Source organism: Streptomyces sp. IBSNAI002, assembly GCF_052244475.1.
In the GTDB taxonomy this organism is placed as follows: domain Bacteria; phylum Actinomycetota; class Actinomycetes; order Streptomycetales; family Streptomycetaceae; genus Streptomyces.
In genome coordinates this window covers 296,459-320,076 of sequence record NZ_JBQPXG010000002.1, presented here as the reverse complement: position 1 = coordinate 320,076, position 23,618 = coordinate 296,459, and the positions used below count along the sequence as shown (strand labels likewise).

Sequence of the window (23,618 nt, the reverse complement as noted above, 5' to 3'; positions counted from 1 at the left end):
GCGGGGAGCGGGGAGCGGAGAGCGGGATCCCCCCGCGTCGTCACCGGCGGACCTGACGGGTGGCCGAGCGCAGGGCGAGGGCCATCACCACTTCGAATACGCCGAGGAGGACGAGCCACAGGCCCAGCAGACGTGTCAGGGCGACCGCGGAGTCCACCGGGAAGCTGAGCACGACGATTCCGGCGACGGCGCCCAGGGCGCCCAGCGCGAAGAGCAGCCCGCGGTGAAGGAGCGCGCGGTCGGCGATCGCGACGTACGCGGTCAGCACTCCCGTCAGCAGCCAGAACACCCCGACGACCAGGGACAGCGCACCGATCGTCTGCATCGGGTGCCGCAGGACCAGCACGCCCGCCAGGAACGCGAGCATGGCGATCAGAACCCCCGCCAGCCTGCTGCCGCCCCCTTCGCTGCTGTGCGAGAACGCCGTGACGAACCGGAAGCCGCCGGCCACCAGCAGCTGCAGGCCGATGATCACGGCCAGGACGTGCAGCGTCTCGTCCGGCCAGACGAGCACCAGGATGCCGGGGATCAGGGTCGCGAGGGCGAAGCCGAGCGCCCACTGCCACGAGCCGCCGAGCTGCCTGAGCACGTCCTCGGGGTCACTCTGCGCGTGCTGGGGCGCTGGGCTGGAGGGTACGGTCATCACGCCTCCCGGGCCGGCCAGGGGCACTTCCGGGCCACCCGACGTGCCTGCCTGGCTGCGGCTCCAGTTTAGGCCGGTGCGGTGTGGCTCGCCGCTCCGGCCGGGTTCCGCGGACCTCGCGGGGCCGTGCGTACCTCGTTCGGGGGGTTCGCCCGGGGAGCCCTGTCGGGCGGTCGGCGGTTGCCTGTAGTTGTGGCCTCATGATCCATACCAAGGACGACATCAGGCGCACTGCCGTACGGACGGCCCTGCGCACGGCGGTCCTCGTCGCCGCCGCGGCCCTCGTCCCGCTCCTCGTCACCCCCGTCAGTGCCCACGCCGCGAACACCGCACCGGCCTGCGTCAAACGGGACGTCGTGAAGCACCAGAAGTACGTGAAGGTCACCAACACCTGTGACCAGGCGATGCACCTGAAGGTGGTCATCGACCGGGGCCCCGACTCCCGCTGCCTGACGTATCAGAAGGGGGAGCAGTGGGAGTGGAACTGGGGCCGCGGTTCCTACGGCAAGGTCGTCACCTGCTGACCCCGGCCCCCCGCCCGTGGTCCGTGAACCGTCAGGCCGATGATCCGCTGTCGATGACCAGGTCGGCGCCGACCACCGAGCCGGCCGCGGGGGAGGCGAGGTAGAGCACCGCCGCGGCCACCTCCTCGGCCTCGGCCACGCGGCCGAGGGGGTTCTCGCTCCTCACCCGCTCCGCGCGGTCGGCCTCGGTCTCGCCCGGCCGCAGCGACATCGGTGCGGCGGAGGCGCCCGGGCTGACCGCGTTGATGCGGATCCCCTGGTGGATGTGGTCGAGAGCGGCTGCGCGGGTCAGGGCCGTGACCGCCGCCTTCGAGGTGATGTACGCGGCGGCGTTCGGGATCCGCTGGTGTGCGCCCAGGTTCGAGGAGATGTTGACGATGGTGCCGCCGCCGTTGGCCTTCATATGGGCGATCTCGTGCTTCATGGCCAGCCAGACACCGGTGACGTTCGTCCGCAGCACCGCGTCCCAGTCCTCCTCGCTCACCTCGTCGACGGGTACGGTGCCGCGGAGTATCCCGGCGTTGTTGACCGCGATGTCGAGGGTGCCGAAGCGGTTGACGCTCTCGCGTACGAGGTTCCCGAGCTGACCGGCGTCGGTGACGTCGGCCGTGACGGCGGCGGCCGTGCCGTGGGCGGCCTCGATGAGACCGACCGTCTCGTCGAGGGAGGCGGCGGTGCGTCCCGCGACGACCACGGATGCGCCCTCGGCGGCGAAGGCGAGTGCGATCGCGCGGCCGAGGCCCGAGCCCGCGCCGGTGACGAGGGCGGTCTTGCCGGTGAAGCGGTTCATTTTCGGTGACTTCCTTGAGTGACGGGTTGCGACGGGCTACTTCGTGCAGTGGTTCAGGAGGGCGACGAGGGCGAAGGCGGCCCCTGCCGCGCCCAGGGACGAGGCGTCGCTGCCCAGCGTGAGCAGGACGGCGAAGAGGATGGTGGGGCCGAACTCCATCGCGGTGTTCAGCACACCCCCGGCGAGGCCGGTCTGCCCCTGCGGAACGCCTTCGGTGGCGAGCACGGCTCCTCCCGCGAAGGAGGCCGCCGTTCCCGCCGGAAGCAGCAGGAGGCCCGGCAGCAGTCCGTAGGCGTACGGGGTGTGCGCGTCGAGTCCGGTGAACGCGAGGACGGCGAGCCCGGCCGCGCCCGTGGCGAGTCCGGCGACCGTGACGGCCCGGGCGCCGTAGCGGCCGATGAGGGGGCCCGCCGCGCGGCCCGAGGCGATCAGCGTGACGGCGAACGGCACGAACGCGGCAGAGGTCTGCAACTGCGACCAGCCGCGCACCTGCTGGAGGTGGAGCGAGAGGACCACGAAGGCCATCGCGGTGCCGCAGGCGCTCATGGCGATGGCGGTGAGGGCGAGGGTCCGCCGCCGGTCGAGCAGGAAACGGGGCGGCAGCAGCGGGTCGGAAGCCCGGCGCTCGGCGTACCAGAACGCGGCCAGCAGCGCGGCTCCGGCGAGCAGCGGCACGAGCACCCAGGCCGAGGACCAGGGTTGGGCGTCGGTGACGACGAGCCCGCAACTGGCGAGCGTGATCCCGACGGTGGCGAGCAGGGCTCCGGGCAGGTCGAGCGTCCTGCTCCGGTCGGGTGCGGTGTCCGGCAGCAGCCGGGGCGTGAGGGCGAGGGCTGCGATCGCCGCCACGAGCGGTACGGCGAAGGTCCAACGCCACGACAGCGCCGACGAGATGACGCCGGACAGCAGGTTGCCCGCCGTCGCGCCGAGCACCGACAGCCCGCCCCACGTGGCCATCGCCTTGCCGTACGCGGCCGAGGAGGGGAAGACGGCGCGCAGCACGGCCATGGCCGCCGGCGCGACCAGCGCCGCCCCCGCGCCCTGTGCGAAGCGCGCCGCGAGCAGCGCCCCGAGACCGGGGGCGAGCGGCGCGGCGGCCGAGGCGGCGGCGAAGAGGGCCAGGCCCGCGGTGAGGACGCGTCGGCCGCCGAAGCGGTCGGCGAGGCGTCCGCCGAACAGCAGCAGCCCGGCGAAGGTCAGTCCGTAGGCGGCGCTGAGCAGGATCAAGTCAGCGCGTACCAGGTCGAGTTCACGGCCGATGTGCGGCAGCGGCACGTTGATGGCGGCGAGCGTGAAGATCAGTACGGCCTGGACGCCGCCGAGCAGAGCGAAGGCGTACCGGTACCGGTCCTGGTGTCGCGTGGCGGAGGCCGGGGCTGGTGCGGCGGGACCGCCGGCGGCGTCCACGGCGGTCGTTTCCCCCGTTTTCATGTCCATCCATTCTTGACTGATCAGTCCAGTATTCGGGCGTGAAAAAGGAAGCCGGGTGGCTTCCGTGCGTGCGGTCGGTGCGGTGCGGTGCGGTGCGGTGCGGGGTCAGTCCAGCAGGGTCAGCGCCTGCTCGGCCGCGTCCCGTACCCGGGCGGGGTCGCTCGACGCCTTGCCGACGACCCGTACGCCCTGGAGCAGGACCAGCAGCATGCGGGCCAGCGCGTGCGGATCGCGGTGCTCGGGCAGCTCGCCCTGGGCGCGGGCCCGTACGAGTGCGGAGTGCAGCACGGCTTCGAGATGTTCCCAGCTGGTCTCGACCCGGCGGGCCGCGGTGTCGTCGTGCGCGCCCAACTCCGCCGCGGTGTTGGTGACGAAACAGCCGTTCAGCCGGGTTCGCGGGGAAGTGGCCTCTGCGGCGAAGCGCCGTACCAGTGCCCGGACCGCGGGCAGTGCGGGCCCGGGCTGGGACAGCTCCGAGAGGAGGGGCGGGTTGTGCGTCTCGGCGTACCGGTCCATGGCCTTCAGGTACAGCTCGTGCTTGCTGCCGAAGGTCGCGTACAGGCTGGCGCGGCCGATGCCCAGGTGTTCGACGAGGTCCGTCAGCGACGTCGCCTCGTAACCGCGCTGCCAGAACAGCTCGAGGGCTGACTGCAGCGCGGCGTCGGGGTCGAATTCCTTGGTCCGGGCCATGCTGAAGATCATAGGCCTATCTGGAACGACCGGTCAAGAATCCTGCGCCGGGACCGTGTGGGGTGCAGGCGGCGTGCCGGTACCCCGGCGGATTCCGGGTCCCGCGTTCGTGAACATCGCGTTGCGGGCAGGCCGCTGTGGCCGGAGCGGCCCGATACTGGCCAGAGGATCTTCGAGCGGGGGCAGCGGTGGACGGGTGGCTGCTGCTCGCAGCGGGTCTGGTAGCCGGGTTGCTGATCTCACTGGTGACCGCTCCGGTCGGGGTCTCCGGCGCGGTGTTCCTGCTCCCGGTGCAGCTCAGCGTGTTCGGCGTCCCCAACCCGGCCGTCACCTCGACGAACCTCCTCTACAACGTCGTCGCCGGCCCGGGTGCCCTGTGGCGCTACCACCGGGCGGGCAGCCTCTGGTCGCCGCTCACCCGCCACCTGTTGATCGGGACCCTGCCCGGGGTGGTCGCCGGAGCCACCCTCAGGGTCTTCGTGCTGCCGGGGCCCGCGGTCTTCCGCGTGCTGATTGCCGCCCTCCTCCTGCCACTCGGCCTGTGGCTGTGTGCCCGTACGCTGCGCCCGGCCGCCACGGCTCCGGCCGCCACGGCCAAGGCCGGCCCGGCCGCGGCCCCCGCCCCCGGCGGGCCGTCGCCGCGCGCGCTCACGGGTCTCGCCGTGGCGGTGGGGGTGGTCAGCGGGGTCTACGGGATCGGCGGCGGCTCCCTGCTCGGACCGGTACTCGCGGGCCGTGGGCTACCGGTGACCCGGGTGGCGCCGGCCGCACTGGCCGCGACGTTCGCGACCTCCGTCGTCGGCGCCGCCACCTTCGCCCTGCTCTCCCTGGTGCACGCCGGGGACATCGCGCCCGACTGGTGGCTGGGCATCGCCTGCGGAGTCGGCGGCCTGATCGGCGGCTACCTCGGCGCCCACCTCCAGCCCCACCTCCCCGAGACGGCCCTGCGCCTGCTCCTCGGCCTCCTCGCCATTGGCCTCGGAGCCCTGTACGCCGTGCGGGCCCTGTTCTAGGGGCCGGGCGGGTGCGGGCCGGGGCGGCCGGGGTCAGGACCAGGCAGAACGCGATGGTCATCGGCGCGCCCAGCCGGCGCTCCCCGAAGCACGGCCTCCAGCTGGGGCCGACCGAGGACCCCGAACGAGGCCAGGGCGGGAAGCGCCTCCGTGACGTGGCGGTAGCCGATCACATGGCCGTCGTCCCCGTCGAAGGGCACCCGGCCGGTCGGCATCTCGAAGAGCAGCACGCCCACCGCGTACAAGTCCGAGCGCCCGGCCACCGGCAGCCCCGCACCTGCTCGGCAGCTCCAAGACGAAGTACGGCACTGGCGGCCCGTCGGGGCGCGGCTCCTCCCCGGTGTCGTGCACGGTGACCCCGTTCGGATGCGCGAGGACGGTCATGGCCCGCGCCTCCCGCTGGAACCTGCGCGCAGGCGAACGCGGGACCTGGACTACGGGGTCGGGAACGAGTGCGAGAACAGCCAGAGGTGATGGTGCAGCAGCCGTGAAGCGAGCCATCCGCCGCCGACGAGCACGGTCAGGGAGCAGCCGCACCAGATCGCGGTGCCGGCCAACTCCCGCCGCGTGGGGCGACTTGTGACGAGCGACGGCTCCGTGTGATCGGATGCGTGGTCGTTGGTCTGGGTCAGCAATGGGTCACCTATGCGTCGCGTTGCCGCGGGGATCTCTCCGTATCCGGCACGATGCGGAGATCCCCGTGCAGTGAATCAGGACAAGTCGGGGACGATGGAAAACCCGCCCTTAGAGCAACATAGGGGTCGTTGGCCGACTCAGGGGATCAACGGAAGTGGTCAACGTGTCGTCGGATGGATACAGGATCCCGACGGCTATTTCAGGTGCTTGTCGAAGAACGCGGTCGCGTAGCGGATGGCTGCCTCACGTTGCTCGGCGGGCCCCAGCTGCGGGACGGCGCCCGCGCCGTTCGTGCTCTCGCACCGGCCGCCGGGACGGTTCCGCTTCTCGACGGCGACATCGTCCGTCGCGAAGGCGGGCCCGGTGCCGGGTGTCCAGACGGTGTTGAAGAAGTTGTGGTTGCCACCGGGCACGTCGTGGTGTTCGACGTCCGGGTTGCCGGCGGCCATCGCGACGGGGACCTTGCTGTCCTCCCACATGGCATCGCAGGTTCCCGCGACCAGGGACAGGGGGACGCGGGTGATGCGCTCCTTGTCGGTCTTGATGCCGTTCAGGGCGGGTGCGAATGCCAGCGTGCCGCGGAGGTGCACGCCGGGCGGGAGCTCGTGGCCGTCCAGGGCCTGGGCGAGGACGCCCCCGCCGCCGCGCGAGTGGCCGAGTGTGCCGACCCGGTCCAGGTCCACGTGGCCGGTGAACTGTTCGAGCTCCCGCAGCGGGCCTTCCCCGCCGGACAGCCGCTCCCACATCTCCAGGTGCTTGTCGAGCAGAGCAGCCCGGGCGGTGTGCCCGCCGGTCTTCTCCTGGGCCTGAATGCCGTTGGCCGCCACCGACACCACGATGTAGCCCCGTTCGGCCAGGGCCTCGGCGAGGTAGCCGTACCCCAGGAAGTTGTCGACCGGCTTGGCCTCCCCGGCACATGGCCAGCCCTTCCCGCGGACGGGTTTGTCCCCCACGGCGCACGTGTCGCCCCAGCCGTGCAGCAGCATGACCAACGGGTGCTTCCCCCCTGCCAGTTCGCGGGGATAGGTGACGGAGGCCTTCAGCTCCACGCGCTTGCCGTCGAGGCCGGGCGGGGCGTAGGCGCTGTCGCCGAAGTCGTAGGTGAGCTGGGCGGAGCGGTCCGTGCCGCTCTGCGCGGTGACGCGGACCGAACCGACGACTTCCGGCTGGGGGCTGCCGCAGGCGCTCGCCAGGGTGACCGCGGCGATGGCGGTCGCGAGGAGGATACGGCGGCGCGGGGCGCGAGCGGGTGTGCACATGGCTGGCTGAGGCCCTTTCGGGGCACGGTTCCGGGACTGGGACGGCCGCCCGGGTCCGTGGGTACCGCGGCGACATCCGGACGCTATCCGCCGTGATCGCCAGCGGTGTATCAGGTGAGGCGTATTCGCGTATCAAAAGCCCGCTCGCCCGGAGCAGGGGCTCGTGACGCGGCGGGGATTCGGCTGCACTCCGGCCTCTGATTACCACAGGGCGGGGCCGGCTGTGCGTGCCTTTGGTAGCTCGGATCGAGGCGTCATGTCCATTCGGACCGAAATGAAGATCTCCGCCCGTGAAATCTTGTATTCCGTACCCAGGAAAACCCGAGCGCTGATCATTTCGCTGATCTCGAGGATGGTGACGACTGTGACTTCTCTCTCCGACCGCCTGTGCCCTCCGGGTAGCTGGCAGGAGCCGGACTCGCACTTCCTGGAGGTGCTCCGGAGTCCGTGGTACCGCGATGTTTCCTTCCTGATCGACCTGTTCCACACCGCCACCGTCGAGTTCTGGAAGCAGACCGGCGGGCGCGCGGCGTACCTTCCGGTCACCACCGGTTCCGTGTCCAGCCCGATGGGGCGGGGCAGTGACTCCACACCGGTCAACGTGCGGCTGGCAGGGGTGGACACGTATCTGGCGGATTCGATGCAGTTCCCCTTGGAGCTGACCTGCCGCGTGGCCGACGGCCCGAGCTATTACGTCATGCCGTCCTTCCGGGGCGAGGACGCGGACGAGACGCACCTGTGCCAGTTCTTCCACAGCGAGGCCGAACTGCCCGGTGGGCTGGACGACGTGATCGTCATGGTCGAGGCCTATGTCCGGCACCTTTCCAAGGCGTTCCTGACGCAGGCCGGCGACGTCGTCCAGCGCTTGGCCGGCGGAACCGACCACCTACAGGCCCCCCTGCGCGGAAACGTGTTCCGGCGCCTGGAGTTCGACCAGGCCGTCGACATGCTCGGGAACGAGCAGCGGTACGTGCACGAGGAATTCCCCGGATGCCGTTCGCTGACCCGGGAAGGCGAGCACCGTCTTATGGAGCTCGTCGGCCAGTTCGTGTGGGTCACGCATATGGATCATCTTTCCGTGCCCTTTTACCAGGCCTTTGATCCCACGGACAAGACCAAGGCGCTCTGTGCCGATCTGCTGTTCGGCATCGGTGAGACGGTGGGCTGCGGCGAGCGGCACGCGGACGCGGGCACGGTCCGCGAGGCCCTGGCCCTGCACGAAGTGAACGAGGACGACTACGCCTGGTACGTGCGGATGCGCGAGGCCGTGCCGATGCAGACCGCGGGCTTCGGCATGGGGGTGGAGCGGTTCCTCCTGTGGGTGACCAACCACAACGACATCCGTGACCTGCCGACACTCCTTCGCTTCAACGGCCGCAACGTCAACCCCTGACGCGCCGCTCGTTGCTGCGGGACCCTTCTTCCTTCCACCCATGGAGCATTCATGAGCACCGTCCGCCCGTCGGCTTCCCAGGCGCAGACGCCATCGACCGGCGGGGACAGCGATCTGTCCTACGTCGATCTGCTGTCCCTCATCGGTGAGACCAACCGATGTCCCGGCGGCAAGCAGACCATCCGCCGCATCGCCGCCCGTCTGGGGATCGGACCGCACACCCGGGTTCTGGAGATCGGCTCCAACACCGGCTTCACCTCGCTCGAACTGGCCAAGATCACGGGCTGCACCGCCGTCGGAATCGACGTGAACCCGGCCGCGGTCGCCGAAGCGGAGCGCAACCGCCTCGACCTCCCGTGGGAGACAGCCGAACGGGTCTCCTTCTCGGTCGGGGACGCATCCGATATCCCGCAACCCGACGCCGCCTTCGACGTCGTGGTCTGCGGCGGCGCCAACACCTTCGTCCAGAACCGTGAGGCGGCGCTGCGGGAGTACCGGCGGGTCCTGCGCCCCTACGGGTACGTATCGGTCACCAATCTCTTCTACCGCACCCCGCCCGGCCGGGAGCTGCTCGACGACCTGGCGGACGTACTCGGCTTCGAGGTCCCCGCGAACGGGCTCGAGGACTGGCTGAAGGTACTGGCCCCGCCGGAGTACGAGATCTACTCCCTGGAAACCAGCGACCTGACCGAGCGCCCCGCCTGGGTCGTGGACGCCTACGTGGACGAACTGTGCGCTCCCGAACGGCTCGCCATGCTGGACGAGGAGGCGCGCGCCCGGGTCAGGCAGGCGTGGCACCGCGTCTGCTCCGTCTTCAACCGCAACCACGCCCATCTCGGGTTCATGGAACTGACCCTGCGCAAACGGCAGGAGAACGACCAAGAGCAGCCGGAGCTGTTCCTGATGCCCGGGACCTGGGACCCCTACTACGAGAACGCCTTCGTCGGCCAGGGCGGCTAGGCACCGCCATGACCACGCGTATGCTTCCGCCGGCCCTCCGGGCGGGCGCCACCATCGGTGTCCTGTCCCCGTCTTCCGATGAGGCCGGCCGCTTCCCGCTGCGCCGTCGCCGCGCCGTGCGCTTCCTGGAATCCTGCGGGTTCCGGGTGAAGTTCGCCCCCGGCGCCCTGCGGACCGGCCCGTACACGGCGGGCGATGCCCAGCAGCGGGCCGATGACCTGCACGGGCTCTGGCAGGACCAGGACGTGTCCGCGGTGATCGCCGCGGTGGGCGGGAACAACAGCAACCAACTGCTGGACCTGCTCGACTTCGACCTCATCGCCGCCAACCCGAAGATCCTGGTCGGCTGCAGCGACACGTGCGCGCTGCTCACGGCGATCTGGACACGGTGCGGGCTGACCACGTTCATGGGACCCCAGCTGATGCCGCAGTTCGGCGAAGTGGGCGGCTGCCTCGACTACACCCTGGCCTCCTTCGTGGGGGTCCTGACCCGGTCTCGTCCGCCAGGCGTGCTCACGTACGCCCCGGCGTGGACGGACGAGCGCACCGACTGGGCCGCGGGGGAGCGGGTACCCGGAGGGCCGCGGAAGCTGCGCCGCAATCCCGGGCCGAGCGTGCTGCGGACGGGCAGCGCCACCGGCCCGGTCCACGCCGTGAACACCGACACCCTGCTGCGGATGGCCGGAACCCCGTACTGGCCCGACCTGTCGGGGCACATCCTCCTGCTGGAGTCCTCCGTACCGTCACCGGCGGTACTGGACGCGCAGCTGACCCAGCTCCGGCAGATGGGCGTACTGGACACGCTCGCCGGGCTCGGCTTCGGCAGGTTTCCCGGCACGTCCGAGGGCCCGCCCGAACCGGAACCGGACAGCCTGCTCCGGGGCGTGCTCCGGGACTTCCGCGGCCCCGTCGTGGCGGGACTCGACATCGGCCACACGGATCCCATGCTCACCGTCCCCTACGGCATCCGTACGCACCTCAGCGCACATCAGGAGGTCCGGCTGGTGTTCACGGAGGCGGCGGTGACCGACCGCGGACCGGCACGAACCACGGAGGCGGGCCGATGAGTTCGAGGGATCTGCCGGCCCGGCACGAGGCCCGCCGGACGCGAACCCGCCTCGACGGGCTGGCGGGCCGGTTCGTCCGCCACTTCGCGGCCGCGGGTCTCGCCCCGATCGTCCCCGAGCCGGCCGTTCCCCGGTCCGACGACACGGTCCTGTTCACCAACTCCGCCGTGGTGTGCTTCAAACCGTACCTGCGCGACGAAACACCGATGCCCGCCCCGGGCGTGACGGTGCGCCAGCCCTGCGTGCGGGTGCAGAACCTGAAGGAGGTCTTCTCCGATGCCTTCAGCTCCGAGCACGTCCTCCAGTTCGAGATGCTCGGAGCGCTCTCCCCGCCGGATGACAGCACCCACCTGGCGCGGGCGACGGCAGAGTACTTCGGCGGCGTCCTCGGCCTCTCCCGGGAGCAGGTGGCCCTCAAGGTCGCCGGCGACGACCTCGACCTCAGCGGCATGTGGCAGCGGGCCTGGGGCGGGCCGATCCTGACCGACACGGAACCACGGGACTACTATCGATGGGGATTCGGGCATCCGGACCTCACCGGCCGGGGTGCTACCTTCGCGATCCGGCAGGACGACGGGCACTACCGCGACCTCGGCAACCTGATCGCCTTCGAACACCACCACACCGTGAGCGGCTACGGGGTCGGCCTCGGCCTCGAAACCCTCGCCGCGTGCCTGGACCAGGCCCGCTGGGTACTGGACTGCACCCCGGCGGGCGCGCTCATCCGGCCGACGAGCGTCGAGGAAGCCAAACTCGCCGACCTCACGGGACTGCTGGCCCGAGCCGCCGGACTGGGGCTGCGGCCCTCGTCCCGCGGCCGCGGGCACGTCCTCCGCCGTGCCCTCGCCGCCACCGCCGCACTCGCGGACACACTCGGCACCAGCCGCTCACAGCTCGACGACTGGCTGCGGGACCTCGCCCAGATCGAGGGCTCCGGCCTCCACGCCGCGGACTGGATGTCCCAGCACCTCGGCAGACACGGCGACACCGGACACCACGCGCGGTCCTTCGATCTGTCCTTCTGGTGGGACGTACCCAACGACCCCCGAGATCTCGCCGGTCACGCCGTCGCCTGCCGGCTCCCGAGAACGCAACTCGTCAACGCCGCCGTCAAGGACGTCTGGCACGGCCACGGCCGTCAGTCGGTGACCCTCGGCGTCACGCTGCGGGGCGACCCCGCCGAGGACAAGCGCGCGCTGCGCGCCCTCGCCCACCTGCTGCAACAACACGGTGCCGAACTCCGCGGACAACTCCGCTGACCGGACACCCCGACCGAATGAACCCACCATGCCCAGCCCCGTTCCCCCGCCGGCTCCACCCCGGCCGACGTCCAAGCGCCCCCTGCTGCTGCGCGCCCCTCACTTCACCGCCCTGCTCCTCGCCCAAGCCATGGCACAGGGCGCCATCCGGATGTTCCAGGTCGGAACCACCTGGTGGCTGATCAGCCACACCGCCTCCGGCTCCAGCGGCCTGACCTCCGGACTGTTCATCACCGTCAGCACCCTGCCCGGCGTCGTGCTGGCACCCTGGATCGCCAGAATCGTGGCCACCCGGCACACGGGACGCGTCATGCGCACCGCCGCGGCCGCCGCGGCCGTGACATCCGCGATCCTGGCGGTCTGGGCCCACTCGGGTCCCCTCCCGCTGGCCGCCGCCTATGCGGGCGCCTGGCTCCTGTCCTCCAGCCGTTCGGTCCTCGACACGTGCGTCACCACCGCCCTGTCCGGACTGGTCGCGGACCGGGACCTGGAAGAGGCCACGGGCTTCGTCCAGGCGACGCAGCCCCTCGCCGCGCTCACCGGAGCCATGCTGGGCGCCATGGTCACGGACCGGGTCGGCATGACCGGCCTGACCCTGTTCTGCGCCGTCGCGTACGTGACCGCTGCCGGCCTCCTGATCCCCAGCACCTCGTCGACCGCGGCCAACCACCCCGCAGTACCCAGGGAACGGCGCCTGCGCCCGGCCCTGGCGCGCAATCCGCACGCCCGCCGGCTCCTGTGGTGCTTCGCCCTGTTCAACCTGGTCACGGTCGCCGCCTTCCTCATCATCCCGCTGTACACCCACCGTGTGCTCCACACCGGCGGCGCCACCGTGGCCTGGCTGGAGGGCGCCCTGGGCATCGGGCTGCTGACCGGCTCGCTCACCGGCAGCCGCCTGCCGGGGCGCCCGGCCACGCTCACCGCCGCATGCCTGGCCCTGTGCGCGGCAGCGCTCGCCGTCCCGGGCCTGGCCCCCCACCAGCAGACCGCGATCCCGTGCATGGCGGTGGCGGGGTGGTGCGGTGGCGTGATCGACGTGCGCATCGTCGCCCAGTTCCAGCGGCACGTCGCCGACCTGGACAAGGCGGCCTTCTTCGCCGTCATGCAAGCCGTGCTGGGCGCGGTCTTCCCCATCGGCGCCCTGGTGTTCGGCGCACTGGCCGATCACCTGTCGGCCAGCACGCTGTTCCTGGTCCAGGGCGCGGCACTGCTTCCGATCGCCGCGGCCGTCCACCTCCTCGGCCGGGCCCGGCCACCCCACCGCAGATCGCCGACAGACACGGACAAGACGTCATGAACCTCGACACCTGGCTGCGCGACTTCCGCAGCGAACTGGCGCAAGCCCACCGAACCGGCGAGCTCGAGGAGCTCCGCACCCGCCATCTGGGCCGGCGCAGTCACCTCAAAGCCGAGTTCCGCACGCTGGGCGACCTGCCCGAAGGCGAACGCCGCGCGTACGCCATGCGGCTCAACGCGATCGCCGCATCAGCCGAGCGGGAGCTCGACGACGCATGGCAGGACGCGCACCGCGCCGAGACGGACCAGCGGCTGGAAGCAGAGCGCATCGACATCTCGCTGCCCGGTCAGGCACCCCGCAGAGGCTCCTGGCACCCCGTGACCCAGGTGGAACGCCGGTGCTTCTCGGTCCTGCGCCGACTGGGGTTCCAGCGTGTCGAGGGACCCGAAGTGGAGGACGCCTACCACAACTTCGACGCCCTCAACGTCCCCCAGCACCACCCGGCCCGGGACATGCAGGACACCTTCTGGCTGGAGCAGGGGCTGCTGCTGCGTTCGCACACCACCACCATCCAGGCACGCATCCTCGGCCAGGGCCCGCCCGTCCCCATCAAGGCCGCCGCATCCGGGCGCGTCTACCGCAACGAAGCCGTGGACGTGACGCACCTGGCCATGTTCCACCAGCTCGAAGGCTTCTGGCTGGAGCCGGGGCTCACCGTGGGGCATCTCAAGCAGCTGCTCACCGACATCGCCCGAAGCCTGTACGGAGCGGACGTGAGGCTGCGTTTCAAGCCGAAGCACTACCCGTACACCGAACCGTCGCTGGGCGTGGACCTGGCCTGCACCACCTGCCAGGGCAACGGCTGCGAAGCCTGTCACGGTACCGGGTGGGTCACCATCATCGGAGCCGGAATGATCCACCCGGCCGTCCTGCGGGAGTTCGGCTACGACCGGGACGACATCCGCGGCATCGCCTTCGGCTGGGGCCTGACCCGGATGACCACCCAATGGCTGGGGCTCACCCACGTCCGCTCCCTCTACCAGAGCGATCAGCGCTACCTGACCCACCTTCACCGGGGACACGTGTCATGAGAATCTCCCTTGCCGGCCTGCGCACACTCCTTCCCGGCCTCCCCGAGGACCCGGCGGCATGCCGCGGCGCCCTCGACGCCTCGGGCCTGGAAGTCAAGGGCATCGAGGAAACCGCGGCGGACTGCTACGTCAGCCTGGAGTTCCTCGCCAACCGCGGAGACCACCGAAGCTACACGGGCATCGCAGGGGAACTGGCGGCCCGCCTGGGCCTCTCCCGCACCCCGCTGCCCGTTACGATCCTGAAGACGGACCCCCGGCCCACCCGTGTGGACATCGTGGCACCCGGCTGCCTCGGCTACACCATGACCCCGCTGACCGTCACCGATCCGCACGCCTCCCTGCCGCAGGACACCCGCGCCCGGCTGGAGGCCGCCGGTCCGGGCACCGGTCTCGCCGTGCCCGACGCGGCCCGGGCGACCTGCCTGGAATCGGGGCACCCGGTCTTCGTCTACGACGCCGACCGCGTCGACGGCCGTATCACCATCCGTCACAGCCGGCCGGGCGAGGACTTCACACCTGCCGGTGACGACCGGCCGCGCGCTCTTCCTCCGGGTCTGCTGGTGGTCGCCGACCAGCACGGCGTCCTGGCCCTCGCCGGGGTCGTGGAATCCGACTCCGCCCAGGTCACCGAGACATCCCGCAACGTCCTGCTCGAGTGCGCGGCCTACGACCCGGTCACGGTACGCCGCAACGCATCGGCGCTCGGCCTGTCCACGACGGCCTCCCAGAGGTTCGAGCGCGGGAGCGACCCCGCCACGGTCCTCGCCGGTGCGGGCCGGGCCGTCAGGATCCTCGAATCCGCGGGCGCCGCGAAACCGGCCGGACCCACCGACCGACCCGTCACCTGGCACCAGCCACTGCCGACGCTCTCACTCACCGCGGAGTCGTGCAGCCACTTCCTGGGTACGGACCTCAGCCTCGACGACATCGCCGCGCGCCTGGCGGACTACGGGTTCGCCCACCAGGAGCCCGGAACCTTCCGGGTCCCCGCAAGCCGCATCTGGGATGTGAGGGAGACCGAGGACCTCTACGAGGAGGTCGCCCGCCACATCGGATACGACGACCTGCCCCGCGCCGCCATGCCTCCCGGCCCGGCCGCCGAACCGACCCGCGAGGAGGTCCTCCTCGAGCAGCTCGGTGACACCCTGGTCGGCCTCGGGTTCTACGAGACGTTCACCGAAGGCTTCTACGGCAAGGCCACCCTGCAGCTGATCGCGCCCCCGGAGGGCCACGTCCTCGACCGGCACGTCCACGTCCAGAACTCCAGTGACCGCAAGTACGCCCTGCTCAAGAACAACTGCCTGGCTCAGGCCGTTGCGGCGCTGCGCGACAACGAACGCTTCAAATGCCACGAGACCCGTCTCTTCGAGGCCACGCGCACCTTCATCCCCACGTCCCACAGCCCCAACGGCCTGTGCAGGGAACAGCCCGTGCTGTGGGCCATGGCTCAGGGCGCCGTCGACAAGCACGCTTGGAGCGGCCGGTCCACGCCCGCCGACTTCCACTACCTGCGCGGCGCCGTGGAGGAGATGGCACTGCGCACTCACCTCATCCCCGAGTTCCTTCCGCTGGACCGCGACCATCCCCTCGCCCACGGACTGCATCCCTACCGCAGCGCCCAGATCTCCGTCGCCGGGCGGTGCGTCGGAGTCATCGGTGAAGTCCATCCCGACGTGCTGCACCGCGCCGGTCTCACCGGCCGCCGCCCGTGCTACCTCGAACTCGACCTGGAGGCCTGGCAGGACGGTACGCGTCCGGCCGTCCCGGGGAAACCGCCCGTCTTCCACCGGTCGCCGGCCATCACGAGGATGCTCGACTTCATCGTCCCCCTCTCCACCCCGAGTCAGGAGATCGAACGCACCCTGCGCACCTCCGCGCCGAGCTGGCTGGAGGGGATCGTGGTGTCCGACGTCTTCGCTCCGCCGCACCTGAACGCGAACGAGCGCTCGATCACCTACACCCTGACGTTCACCAGCGAGCCGACCCGCTCCACGGACGAGGTCAACCGGGTCCTGGAGGAACTGGTCCAGGCCGTCACCGCTCGTTTCGGGGCAGAGGGGGTCCGCTTGCGCTAGTGCCGTGACCGGCCCCGGGCGTTGACGTGAGCGGGGAGCCCGTCACACCAACGACCCGGGGGCCCTTCACGGTGGGTTCATGCGCCGCCGTCCAGCCCCGCGTGGTACGCGATGCGTGCGAGCTGGACCCGATTGGTCACGGCGAAGTGCGCCATCAACCGGCTGAGCTGGCCTTTGACCGCTGCCGCCGTCAGGTCCATCCGGCGCGCGATGGCAGCGTTCGAATGCCCGTAGCACAGCAGTTGCAGCATTTCCTGCTCACGCTCCGGCAGTTCCGATACGGCGGCCCGTGCAGCGGCGTCGACCGGACCGGGCTGGGGCTCGGGACGCGTGTATCTGTCGAACAGGCCGGCCGTCACCGCGGGATCGAGCACGGACGCTCCGTCGGCCACCCGGCGTATATGGGTGAGGAGTTCTTCCGGTTCGCTGTCCTTGAGGACGAAGCCGTGGGCCCCGGCGTGAATGGCCCCGTCGACGTACTCGGCGCCACCCACCCTCGTCAGCACCAGGATCCGTGGGGGGCGTGCGAGCCGGAGCAGCTCCCGGGTGGCCTGGAGCCCGTCCATGCCCGGCATCACGATGTCGATGAGGGCGACATCGGGCAGCGTCTGACGAGCCTGGGCCACTGCGCTGTGCCCGTCCCAGGCCTCGGCCACGACATGCATGCCGGGCCCGGCCTCGATGATGGATTTGAGGCCCTTCCGCACCAAATGGTTCTCGTCCGCGAGAAGAATGCTGGTCATCATGTACTCCCAGAATTCGGTCGGCAAGTGGGGGATTGCTGATCGAATGCCGGCGGTAAGCGGGCCTTCTTGATCGTTTGCATGGAGTGACTGTATGGAGGCGCGGTCCCTGATCAAAGGGCCGAACGTCCCTCGTGGCCGCGGTTCGGAAAAGTGCGCGTGCACTGGGGTCTGGCCTCTTCGCCGTTGAAAGGAGATCGTCCGGATGGCCGATCGGACGGGACGTTCGGGCCTCGCTCCGGTGGCCTTGGACCCTGGGTCCGGACCGGGCGCAGTAAGAATCCTGATGACATGTCATCTCCTGTGCGCGGCACTTCGTTACCGACCGCCCTCCACCGCAAGGGCGCCCTCCGCCTGTTGCTCGTCCTCGTCCTCACCGTCGTCCTGGCCGGCACCGTCCTGCCGGGCGGCGGGCCGTCCGCCCGAGCCGACGGAGGCGGGTCCGGACCGGAGTGGGTGTGGCACGCCTCCTCGCTGCCGCCCGACGAGATCGCCCGGGACGGCGCCGTCTTCCCCAAGGGCCTGGACGGCACCCGCCCCGACCAGCCGCCGCCGAACCTGAGCCTCTACCAGCACGTGCAGGGCACACCGTCGGGCGCCAGCCGGTTCGACTCCGGCTACGTGGGAACGACCACCGACCGGGACTACGCGCTGCGCCGGATCACCGAGCGCTTCGGCGGCAACGGCCATCTCTACCGGGTGCGCGCCACACCGAACTTCGTGGACGTGGCCGGCTCCCTGCGCGGCTTCTACAACCGGGCCTCGGAACACGAGTACGCGGCCATGGGCGGGTTCCGCTTCGACCAGGTCATCGACTGGGAGGAGATCTCCTTCGGGGTGGCGCAGCCGGGCGAGAGCAACGCGGCGTACGACGCCGACCGCTACCGGGGCCTGCGCGCGAGCGCCGGCCAGCCGCAGCTGGCCGGATTCCCGGCCGGGCACGCGGCCTGGGCGCGGGAGCCGTGGCGACGGTACGCGGCCTGCGGCGGCGCGGAGGCAGCCGCCCGCGCCCGCGCCGAACGGTCGGCAGAGGCGGAGGAGCGGTGCGAGCCGCGGGAGCCTGCGTACGGAGCGGGCCTGACGTTCTGGCGGTCGGTGCGGCGCGCGGGCCTGGTGCCCGACCGGTGGTTCACCGGCGGCGGTGCGCCGCTCCAACTCGTCAGCGCCGCGAACGGCCTGGCCGCGGAGAACGGCAACGCCCACGGGAACGGGGCCCCGATCACTGTCTGGGGGCCCCACCGGGGCCGCTGGCAGCAGTGGCGGCTGGAGCCGGCCGGGCAGGACACCTACCTGGTGGTGAACCGCGCCGGGGACAAGGTCCTCGACGGCAAGAACAGCACGGCCGACGGCGAGTCCGTCGTGCAGTGGGAGCGCGACGGGAAGCCGTGGCAGCGCTGGCTGCTGCAACCGGCGGAGGGCGATCTGTTCCGCGTGGTCAACGCCGCCACCGGGATGGCCCTCGACCTGGGCGGCGAGGCGGAGGGCGCACCGGTGGTCCAGCGGGCCGTGTCCGCGTCCGCCACCCAGACCTGGCGGCTGCGACTGGCCGACCAGCCGGCCGCCGGGGCTCAGACGAGCGCGCCCTGACGGAGCAGTTCGGCGCGGACCGCGCACGGCTCCGGCGCGCGGCCGCCCCGGCGGGCCGCCAGGGCGGCGGCGACGCCCGCGGCGTGGCCGGTGGCGAACGCGGTGCCCATCACCCGCAGGGAGGTGAACGCGTCGTCGTCGGAGCCGACGAGCCGGCCCGCCGCCCAGAGGTTCTCGCGGTCCGCCGAGCACAGCGCACCGTACGGGATGTCGTACCAGCCCTTGTCCTGGATCGGCTCGTACCGGGTGACCCCGGGCCCGGCGTGGTCCTCGATCGGCCAGCCGCACCGGGCGATCGATTCCTCGGGGCGTTTGCGCCCCGTCAGGACGTCCGGGCCGAGCACCGGTTCGCGGGCGATGATCCGCCGGCTCTCGCGGATGCCCAACTGCGGTCCGGTGGACAGCAGATACGCATCCTGCCAGCCCGTCAGACCGCTGCGCAGGGCCTCCAGGTAGGACCGGGCCTGACGGCGGGCCCCGATCTCGGCCCGGGTGCGCTCGCCGGCGTCGATCGTGTCGATGTGCTCGTCGACCAGCAACGAGAACACCTCGCCGGTGACCGGCATCCGGGTCACCACCCCCCGGTCCCGGACCAGCCCCAGCCCCGTGCGGGCGTTGTACTCGGCGACGGCCTTGCGGACGCCCTCCTGGGACAGGTCGGCGTCCGCGCGCACCCCGCCGATCCGGCTGACCAGCGTGCACGTCTGACGGTCCGCCACCGGCGCGACGTGCACCCCGGCTCCGGCCAGCGAGGCCAGCACTCCGCAACCGCTGGCGTCGACGAAGGAGGCCGCGGTCAGCCGGTGGAGCCCGGCGGGGTCGCTGACCTCCACCTCCCGCACCCGGCCGTCCCGGCTGTGCGCCGCCACCACACTGCTGTGCAGCCGCAGGTCCACGCCGGAGGCCACGAGTTCGTCGTCCAGGGCCGCCTTGGTGATCTCCGTGTCGAGGAGCACGAAGGTGTTGCCCGACCAGGCGAAGGAGCTTTCGTGGTAGCCCCCCGCGGCCCGCAGCCGACGCAGAACCTGCTCCCCGACCCCGGCGACGACCCGGCGGCGGCGCTGGTCGAAGAAGCCGCAGTAGATGGACACGCCGGACGCCGTCGCGGCGCCACCGAGGTACGCGTGCTTCTCGACCAGTCGCGTGCGTGCCCCGGCCTGAACGGCGCCCACGGCCGCACCGATCCCGGCGGAGCCCCCGCCGACGACGATCACGTCGAAGGCCTGGGATCCGTCGGACCGGTCCCGCGGCTCGTGTCGCTCGCCTCGCTGGGTGGGCGGGCTGATCTGCATATCGCTCTCCAACGAGACGAGGACCCCTGAGAAATTCCTGATCTCACCGTAGTGCTGTGGGGAGAACTCCTCCCGGGACCATGGTCCTGGCTCCCGCGCCATAAGACCATTCCTCTGTCTACTGCCGACCGCCATTCTTTTCCGAGCAGAAACGCGGTTCCCGTAGGGCCTCGGCCACCTGTGAAATGCGCCCAGGGGGGCGAAGGGCCCGGAAGGTCGGGACGTTTCGGCGCGGGTCCAGGTAATCGGCGTGGTTTATATTGGACGTTTATGCCGGCGGGTATTTCCTGAAATGGAAGCCGATTTCAGGTCCTGTGCATTCTTCAACTTTGGTTGCACTGATTCGGCCTTTAGCTCGATATCGGATGTCCTGATTGCCGATAGCTTCGAAAGCACAGGCAGAACGGCCGGGAGCCGCTCCGCAATGCAGACTTCTCACGGAAACCGGAACATGACGCAACTGGCGCCCTTGCCCCCTGCCGAGACGGACACAGCCCGGGCCGCCGGGGATCCTCCGTCCGACAGCCTTACCCTCGCGAGGGGGTGGCGCGCCCGCTGGGTGACGCCCTCGGCGCTGGCCGTCGGTTACGTGCTCAACGTCCTTTTCCGGCTCTCTCTCGTCACCAGGCAGCACTACCCCACGGTGTGCCCGGACGAGCAGATGTACCTGGTGATCGCCAGGATCATGGCCGGCAGGCCCACGACCGAGATGCCCGGGAACCAGATCATCCCCGGCGGATACTCGCTGCTCATCTCCCCGGCTCTGCGCATGACGCAGGAGCCGGTGCACGCGTACCACCTGATCATGGGCATCAACGCCCTGATCAGCTGTCTGGTGCTGCCCGTCGCCTACTGGGCACTGCGCCGTCTGGGCGTCTCGGTGCTGGTGTCGTACGCGGCAGCACTCGCCGCGGTGATGCTCCCGCCCGTCCTCTTCTACTCGCAGTACGCGATGGCGGACACCCCGCTGCCGGTGCTGGTGCTGCTGTGGCTCATCGGCGTGCACGGCCTGTTCTCCCAGGGCAGCCGACGCCGCCGGACCTGGTTCGGGCTGCTGGCCGGCTTCGCCGCCGGGTACTGCCTGCTCACCCACGACCGCGGCGGCGTGGTCATCGCGCTGACCGTCGTCGTCCTGCTGGCGGCGCTGGTCTTCAACTGGGCACCGCGGATCGCGAGCACGCTGGCGCTGGGCATGGTGGCCGTGATGTTCGCCGTCAAGCACGTGATGACCGCCTGGCTGTTGTCGCGGATCGACGGCGCCCATCCGAGTGCGGTCGGCAACGCCGTCTTCGAGACGCTGGCCGACACCCGGCTGATGCGCCGCACGATCATGCGGTCGATCGGCCACCTCTGGTACTTCATGACCTCCACCTGGGGCATGGGCGCGCTCGCTCTGGTGGTCTGCCTGTACGTGGTGTTCGGCAAGCGCTTCGGCCTGGCCGACCGGGTGACGGCCTTCCTCATGGTCGCGCTGCTGGCCGGCATCACCCTGGCGGCCGCCGCCGGCCTGCCCGCCGACGGCCGGATCGACACCATCACCTACGCCCGCTACCTCTCCCCGCTCGCCGCCGTGTACCTGCTGGTCGCCATCGCCGCGCTCTACCACGTCCGCGGCCGCAAGAGGATCGCCGCGCTCGGCGCGGCCGCGTGCGGCGTCACGCTGCTCCTCACCGTGGTGCTGGTCCACCTCGCCGGGAAGGAGTTCCGAAAGTCCTACTTCGTCATCTGGGCCCTGCCTGACTCCACCTTCCTCTCCAGCCTGTGGCCCGCGAACGGCGACTGGGGCAGCTTCCACGCCGGCCGCACCACCGTCATCGCCCTGGCCGTACTCGCCGCCGTCCTCCTGCTGAGGCTGCTGGGCGGCGACCGCAGAGTGGCGCTGGCCACCGGCGCCATCGGGGTGTCGCTGGCGGTGTTCGCCGGAGTCGCCGGCGTGGCCATCACCGACCACGTCACCAAGCCCTGGTCCGACTGGCGCCGCGGGTACACCACCGGATTCGTCCAGGAGGCCGGTATCCGGCCCGGCGACCGGCTCGTGATGGACGACGGCTTCCAGTGGGAGACCCGGACGTCGATGGCCTTCATGGTGCTCGACGGACAGGTCTGGACCCGCGCCCTGAACAAGAACGCGCCCGCCCCGGCCGAGGCCAACGTCGCCGCGCTTCCCCTTTCGGACGAGAACGCCCCGGCCGGCGACAGCTGGCCCGACGCCCCGTCCGGCTGGCACGTCGACCGCGACGTCCGCAAGAGCCACTACGTCATCTGGCGCCGGGGCGAGTGAGCAGCATGCCGGCCCGCGCTCCCGTCGGAGGCCGGGAGGAAGGGCGTTCGCCGCTGGTCCTCGTCTCGGCCGAGGCGGCCGCGGCCCTCTTGGCCGCGCTGTTGCTCGTCGTGCTGTGCATGCGCCTGCGGGTGAACCCGATGACACGGATCGGGCAGGTCAGCGGACTGGCCGGGATCCAGCTGCGGTTCCTGGCCCTGCTGGGGGCCACGGTCCTGGTGTACGCGCTGCTCTCCCGGCTGCTGCCCGAAACGGCAGTGCGGATCGGCGCGGCGGCGGTGGCGGGTCTGGCCACGGGGGTGACCGCATCGGGCTCCGTCGTGGGGCTGCGGGGCACCTCCTGGCCGATCTACGCGAACGTGGGCGACATCGGCAACCTCCAGCAGTGGGCGTACGACGTGATCGACGGTGTCCCGCTCCCGCCGGAGTACCCGCCGGGCTTCCCCCACGTGCTCGCCTGGACGTCGCAGACCTTCTTCGACGGTGATGTGCCGCACGCGTCGAAGTGGGTCATGATCGGCCTTCTCGCGATCACCGGCCCGGCCGCGTACCTGGCCTGGAGACTGCTGCTGCCCCCGCTGTGGGCCCTGGGCATCGGCGTGACCGCCGCGCTGCCGCTGGTCGACCCGTACAAGCCGTACTCCGCACTCGTCCTGATGATCCTGATTCCCGTCCTCGCCAAGCTGGTGCAGGCGGTGACGCGGTCCGGCGAACCGGACGTGAGGCGGGCGCTGGTGACGGGAGCCGGACTCGGGCTGTTGTTCGCGGTGCTCTTCCTGCTGTACGCGGGCTGGTTCCTGTGGTCCTCGATCGGTGTCGTCGCACTCTTCGCGGCCCTGCTGGTCCGGCTGCTGCGCCGGGGCGGGCTCCGCGCGGCGGCGCGGGGCCTCATCCCGCTCGCGGCCGCGCTCGCGGCGTTCCTGGCGCCCGCCGGCCACTACCTGGTACGGCTGCTCGGCGCGAGCGGCGCGACCAAGGACGCGTACTTCTACTTCGACACCCACAGCGATCCGGCGTACTTCGCCATGTGGGGCGCCTCCACACCGGGCCCGCTGCACCTGGGCGGCTGGCCGCCGCTCGGTGAGCTCGGCGGTGTCGGCCTCTTCAGCATCGTCCTGATCGCGGGGACGGGTGCGGCCCTCGCCCTGGGACTGCGCCGGCCGCTGGTGATGACCCTGGCCGCGTGCACCGCGAGCGCCTTCGTACTGCGCTACTGGTACGCCTCGCACATGGAGCGCGACCAGGTGGTGCAGCTCTATCCCCGTACCAGCCACCAGATCCTGTACTGCCTGATCGCACTGACCGGGCTGGCCGCGTACCACGCGGTGGAGCGGATCCGGGAGCGGGTACGCGCACACGAGTCGCGGACACCCCGCTCCCGAGCCACGGTCATCGGCGCGCTCTGCGCGCTGGGAATGCTCTTCGGCACGGCGGGTTCCTCGACGGCGGACAGTTTCATGCCCAAGGACCCCCGAGAGGGCGGGGCCGGCCAGCTCGCCTGGTACTCGCACAACGTGCGGCTGCCGACGGGGGAGTGTCCGAGGTACGCGCACGAAGGCGCGTGCGAGCCGTACAAGCCGCCCGAGCGCGGCAAGAGGAACGCCCCCGCTCCGTAGGGCGGATCGGGGGCCCTCGTTCTTCCCGGGT

20 protein-coding genes are annotated in these 23,618 nt (G+C 71.0%); 12 read left to right on the top strand and 8 right to left on the bottom strand.

The window, feature by feature from the left end:
• Positions 1–40 precede the first annotated feature (40 nt).
• Positions 41–643, bottom strand: coding sequence for an HdeD family acid-resistance protein (locus tag ACTVZO_RS01755; RefSeq protein WP_443296606.1), 603 nt, complete (start codon positions 641–643; stop codon positions 41–43).
• 200 nt (positions 644–843) lie between these two features.
• On the opposite strand from ACTVZO_RS01755, the gene ACTVZO_RS01750 reads away from it, so the two are divergent.
• On the top strand, positions 844–1,167 hold the full coding sequence (locus ACTVZO_RS01750; protein ID WP_443296605.1) for a hypothetical protein: 324 nt from the start codon (positions 844–846) through the stop codon (positions 1,165–1,167).
• Positions 1,168–1,198: 31 nt separating this feature from the next.
• On the opposite strand, the gene ACTVZO_RS01745 is transcribed toward ACTVZO_RS01750, so the two are convergent.
• From ACTVZO_RS01745 to ACTVZO_RS01735, 3 genes are all read right to left on the bottom strand, one after another.
• Positions 1,199–1,957: an SDR family NAD(P)-dependent oxidoreductase gene (locus tag ACTVZO_RS01745; protein ID WP_443296604.1), complete on the bottom strand. Its 759-nt coding sequence runs from the start codon at positions 1,955–1,957 to the stop codon at positions 1,199–1,201.
• Between the two features lie 36 nt (positions 1,958–1,993).
• Complete coding sequence (locus tag ACTVZO_RS01740) at positions 1,994–3,388, bottom strand: MFS transporter (protein ID WP_443296602.1); 1,395 nt, start codon at positions 3,386–3,388, stop codon at positions 1,994–1,996.
• A gap of 105 nt (positions 3,389–3,493) precedes the next feature.
• On the bottom strand, positions 3,494–4,078 hold the full coding sequence (locus ACTVZO_RS01735) for a TetR/AcrR family transcriptional regulator (RefSeq protein ID WP_443296600.1): 585 nt from the start codon (positions 4,076–4,078) through the stop codon (positions 3,494–3,496).
• 188 nt (positions 4,079–4,266) lie between these two features.
• Here ACTVZO_RS01735 and ACTVZO_RS01730 point away from each other — a divergent pair, with 188 nt between their 5' ends.
• Complete coding sequence (locus ACTVZO_RS01730) at positions 4,267–5,091, top strand: TSUP family transporter (protein ID WP_443296599.1); 825 nt, start codon at positions 4,267–4,269, stop codon at positions 5,089–5,091.
• Here the strand turns inward: ACTVZO_RS01730 and ACTVZO_RS01725 are convergent.
• On the bottom strand, positions 5,088–5,354 hold the full coding sequence (locus tag ACTVZO_RS01725) for a hypothetical protein (protein ID WP_443296598.1): 267 nt from the start codon (positions 5,352–5,354) through the stop codon (positions 5,088–5,090). The genes ACTVZO_RS01730 and ACTVZO_RS01725 overlap by 4 nt on opposite strands.
• Positions 5,355–5,921: 567 nt before the next feature.
• Positions 5,922–6,986, bottom strand: a complete 1,065-nt coding sequence (locus ACTVZO_RS01720; RefSeq protein WP_443296596.1) for an alpha/beta hydrolase family protein — start codon at positions 6,984–6,986, stop codon at positions 5,922–5,924.
• A gap of 274 nt (positions 6,987–7,260) precedes the next feature.
• Here ACTVZO_RS01720 and ACTVZO_RS01715 point away from each other — a divergent pair, with 274 nt between their 5' ends.
• The 7 genes from ACTVZO_RS01715 to ACTVZO_RS01685 are packed head-to-tail and all read left to right on the top strand — an operon-like array spanning position 7,261 to position 16,068.
• On the top strand, positions 7,261–8,379 hold the full coding sequence (locus ACTVZO_RS01715) for an amino acid--tRNA ligase-related protein (protein WP_443296595.1): 1,119 nt from the start codon (positions 7,261–7,263) through the stop codon (positions 8,377–8,379).
• A 51-nt stretch (positions 8,380–8,430) separates the two neighbouring features.
• The gene (locus ACTVZO_RS01710) at positions 8,431–9,339 is read left to right on the top strand and encodes a class I SAM-dependent methyltransferase (RefSeq protein ID WP_443296594.1); all 909 of its coding nucleotides are present in this window, start codon (positions 8,431–8,433) and stop codon (positions 9,337–9,339) included.
• 8 nt (positions 9,340–9,347) lie between these two features.
• Positions 9,348–10,406 (top strand): S66 family peptidase, encoded by a 1,059-nt coding sequence (locus ACTVZO_RS01705; protein WP_443296593.1) that lies wholly within the window; start codon positions 9,348–9,350, stop codon positions 10,404–10,406.
• Complete coding sequence (locus ACTVZO_RS01700; protein WP_443296592.1) at positions 10,403–11,665, top strand: alanine--tRNA ligase-related protein; 1,263 nt, start codon at positions 10,403–10,405, stop codon at positions 11,663–11,665. Before ACTVZO_RS01705 ends, ACTVZO_RS01700 begins: the two co-directional genes overlap by 4 nt.
• Positions 11,666–11,693: 28 nt before the next feature.
• Positions 11,694–12,962, top strand: coding sequence for an MFS transporter (locus ACTVZO_RS01695; protein ID WP_443296590.1), 1,269 nt, complete (start codon positions 11,694–11,696; stop codon positions 12,960–12,962).
• Entirely contained in the window at positions 12,959–13,993 is a 1,035-nt protein-coding gene (pheS, locus tag ACTVZO_RS01690) for a phenylalanine--tRNA ligase subunit alpha (RefSeq protein ID WP_443296589.1), read from the top strand. Before ACTVZO_RS01695 ends, pheS begins: the two co-directional genes overlap by 4 nt.
• Positions 13,990–16,068, top strand: a complete 2,079-nt coding sequence (locus ACTVZO_RS01685; RefSeq protein WP_443296588.1) for a phenylalanine--tRNA ligase subunit beta — start codon at positions 13,990–13,992, stop codon at positions 16,066–16,068. Before pheS ends, ACTVZO_RS01685 begins: the two co-directional genes overlap by 4 nt.
• Before the next feature lie 77 nt (positions 16,069–16,145).
• On the opposite strand, the gene ACTVZO_RS01680 is transcribed toward ACTVZO_RS01685, so the two are convergent.
• On the bottom strand, positions 16,146–16,838 hold the full coding sequence (locus ACTVZO_RS01680; RefSeq protein WP_443296587.1) for a response regulator: 693 nt from the start codon (positions 16,836–16,838) through the stop codon (positions 16,146–16,148).
• Positions 16,839–17,102: 264 nt separating this feature from the next.
• Between ACTVZO_RS01680 and ACTVZO_RS01675 the strand changes: the two genes are divergently transcribed.
• Complete coding sequence (locus ACTVZO_RS01675; protein WP_443296586.1) at positions 17,103–18,398, top strand: enterotoxin A family protein; 1,296 nt, start codon at positions 17,103–17,105, stop codon at positions 18,396–18,398.
• Here the strand turns inward: ACTVZO_RS01675 and ACTVZO_RS01670 are convergent.
• Positions 18,380–19,690: an FAD-dependent oxidoreductase gene (locus tag ACTVZO_RS01670; RefSeq protein ID WP_443296585.1), complete on the bottom strand. Its 1,311-nt coding sequence runs from the start codon at positions 19,688–19,690 to the stop codon at positions 18,380–18,382. The two genes, ACTVZO_RS01675 and ACTVZO_RS01670, sit on opposite strands and share 19 nt — an antisense overlap.
• 559 nt (positions 19,691–20,249) lie before the next feature.
• Between ACTVZO_RS01670 and ACTVZO_RS01665 the strand changes: the two genes are divergently transcribed.
• Together ACTVZO_RS01665 and ACTVZO_RS01660 are read left to right on the top strand one after the other, a co-directional pair.
• Positions 20,250–21,971: a phospholipid carrier-dependent glycosyltransferase gene (locus tag ACTVZO_RS01665; RefSeq protein WP_443296584.1), complete on the top strand. Its 1,722-nt coding sequence runs from the start codon at positions 20,250–20,252 to the stop codon at positions 21,969–21,971.
• Positions 21,968–23,587, top strand: a complete 1,620-nt coding sequence (locus ACTVZO_RS01660; protein WP_443296583.1) for a hypothetical protein — start codon at positions 21,968–21,970, stop codon at positions 23,585–23,587. The genes ACTVZO_RS01665 and ACTVZO_RS01660 overlap by 4 nt, the downstream gene beginning before the upstream one ends.
• Positions 23,588–23,618 lie beyond the last annotated feature (31 nt).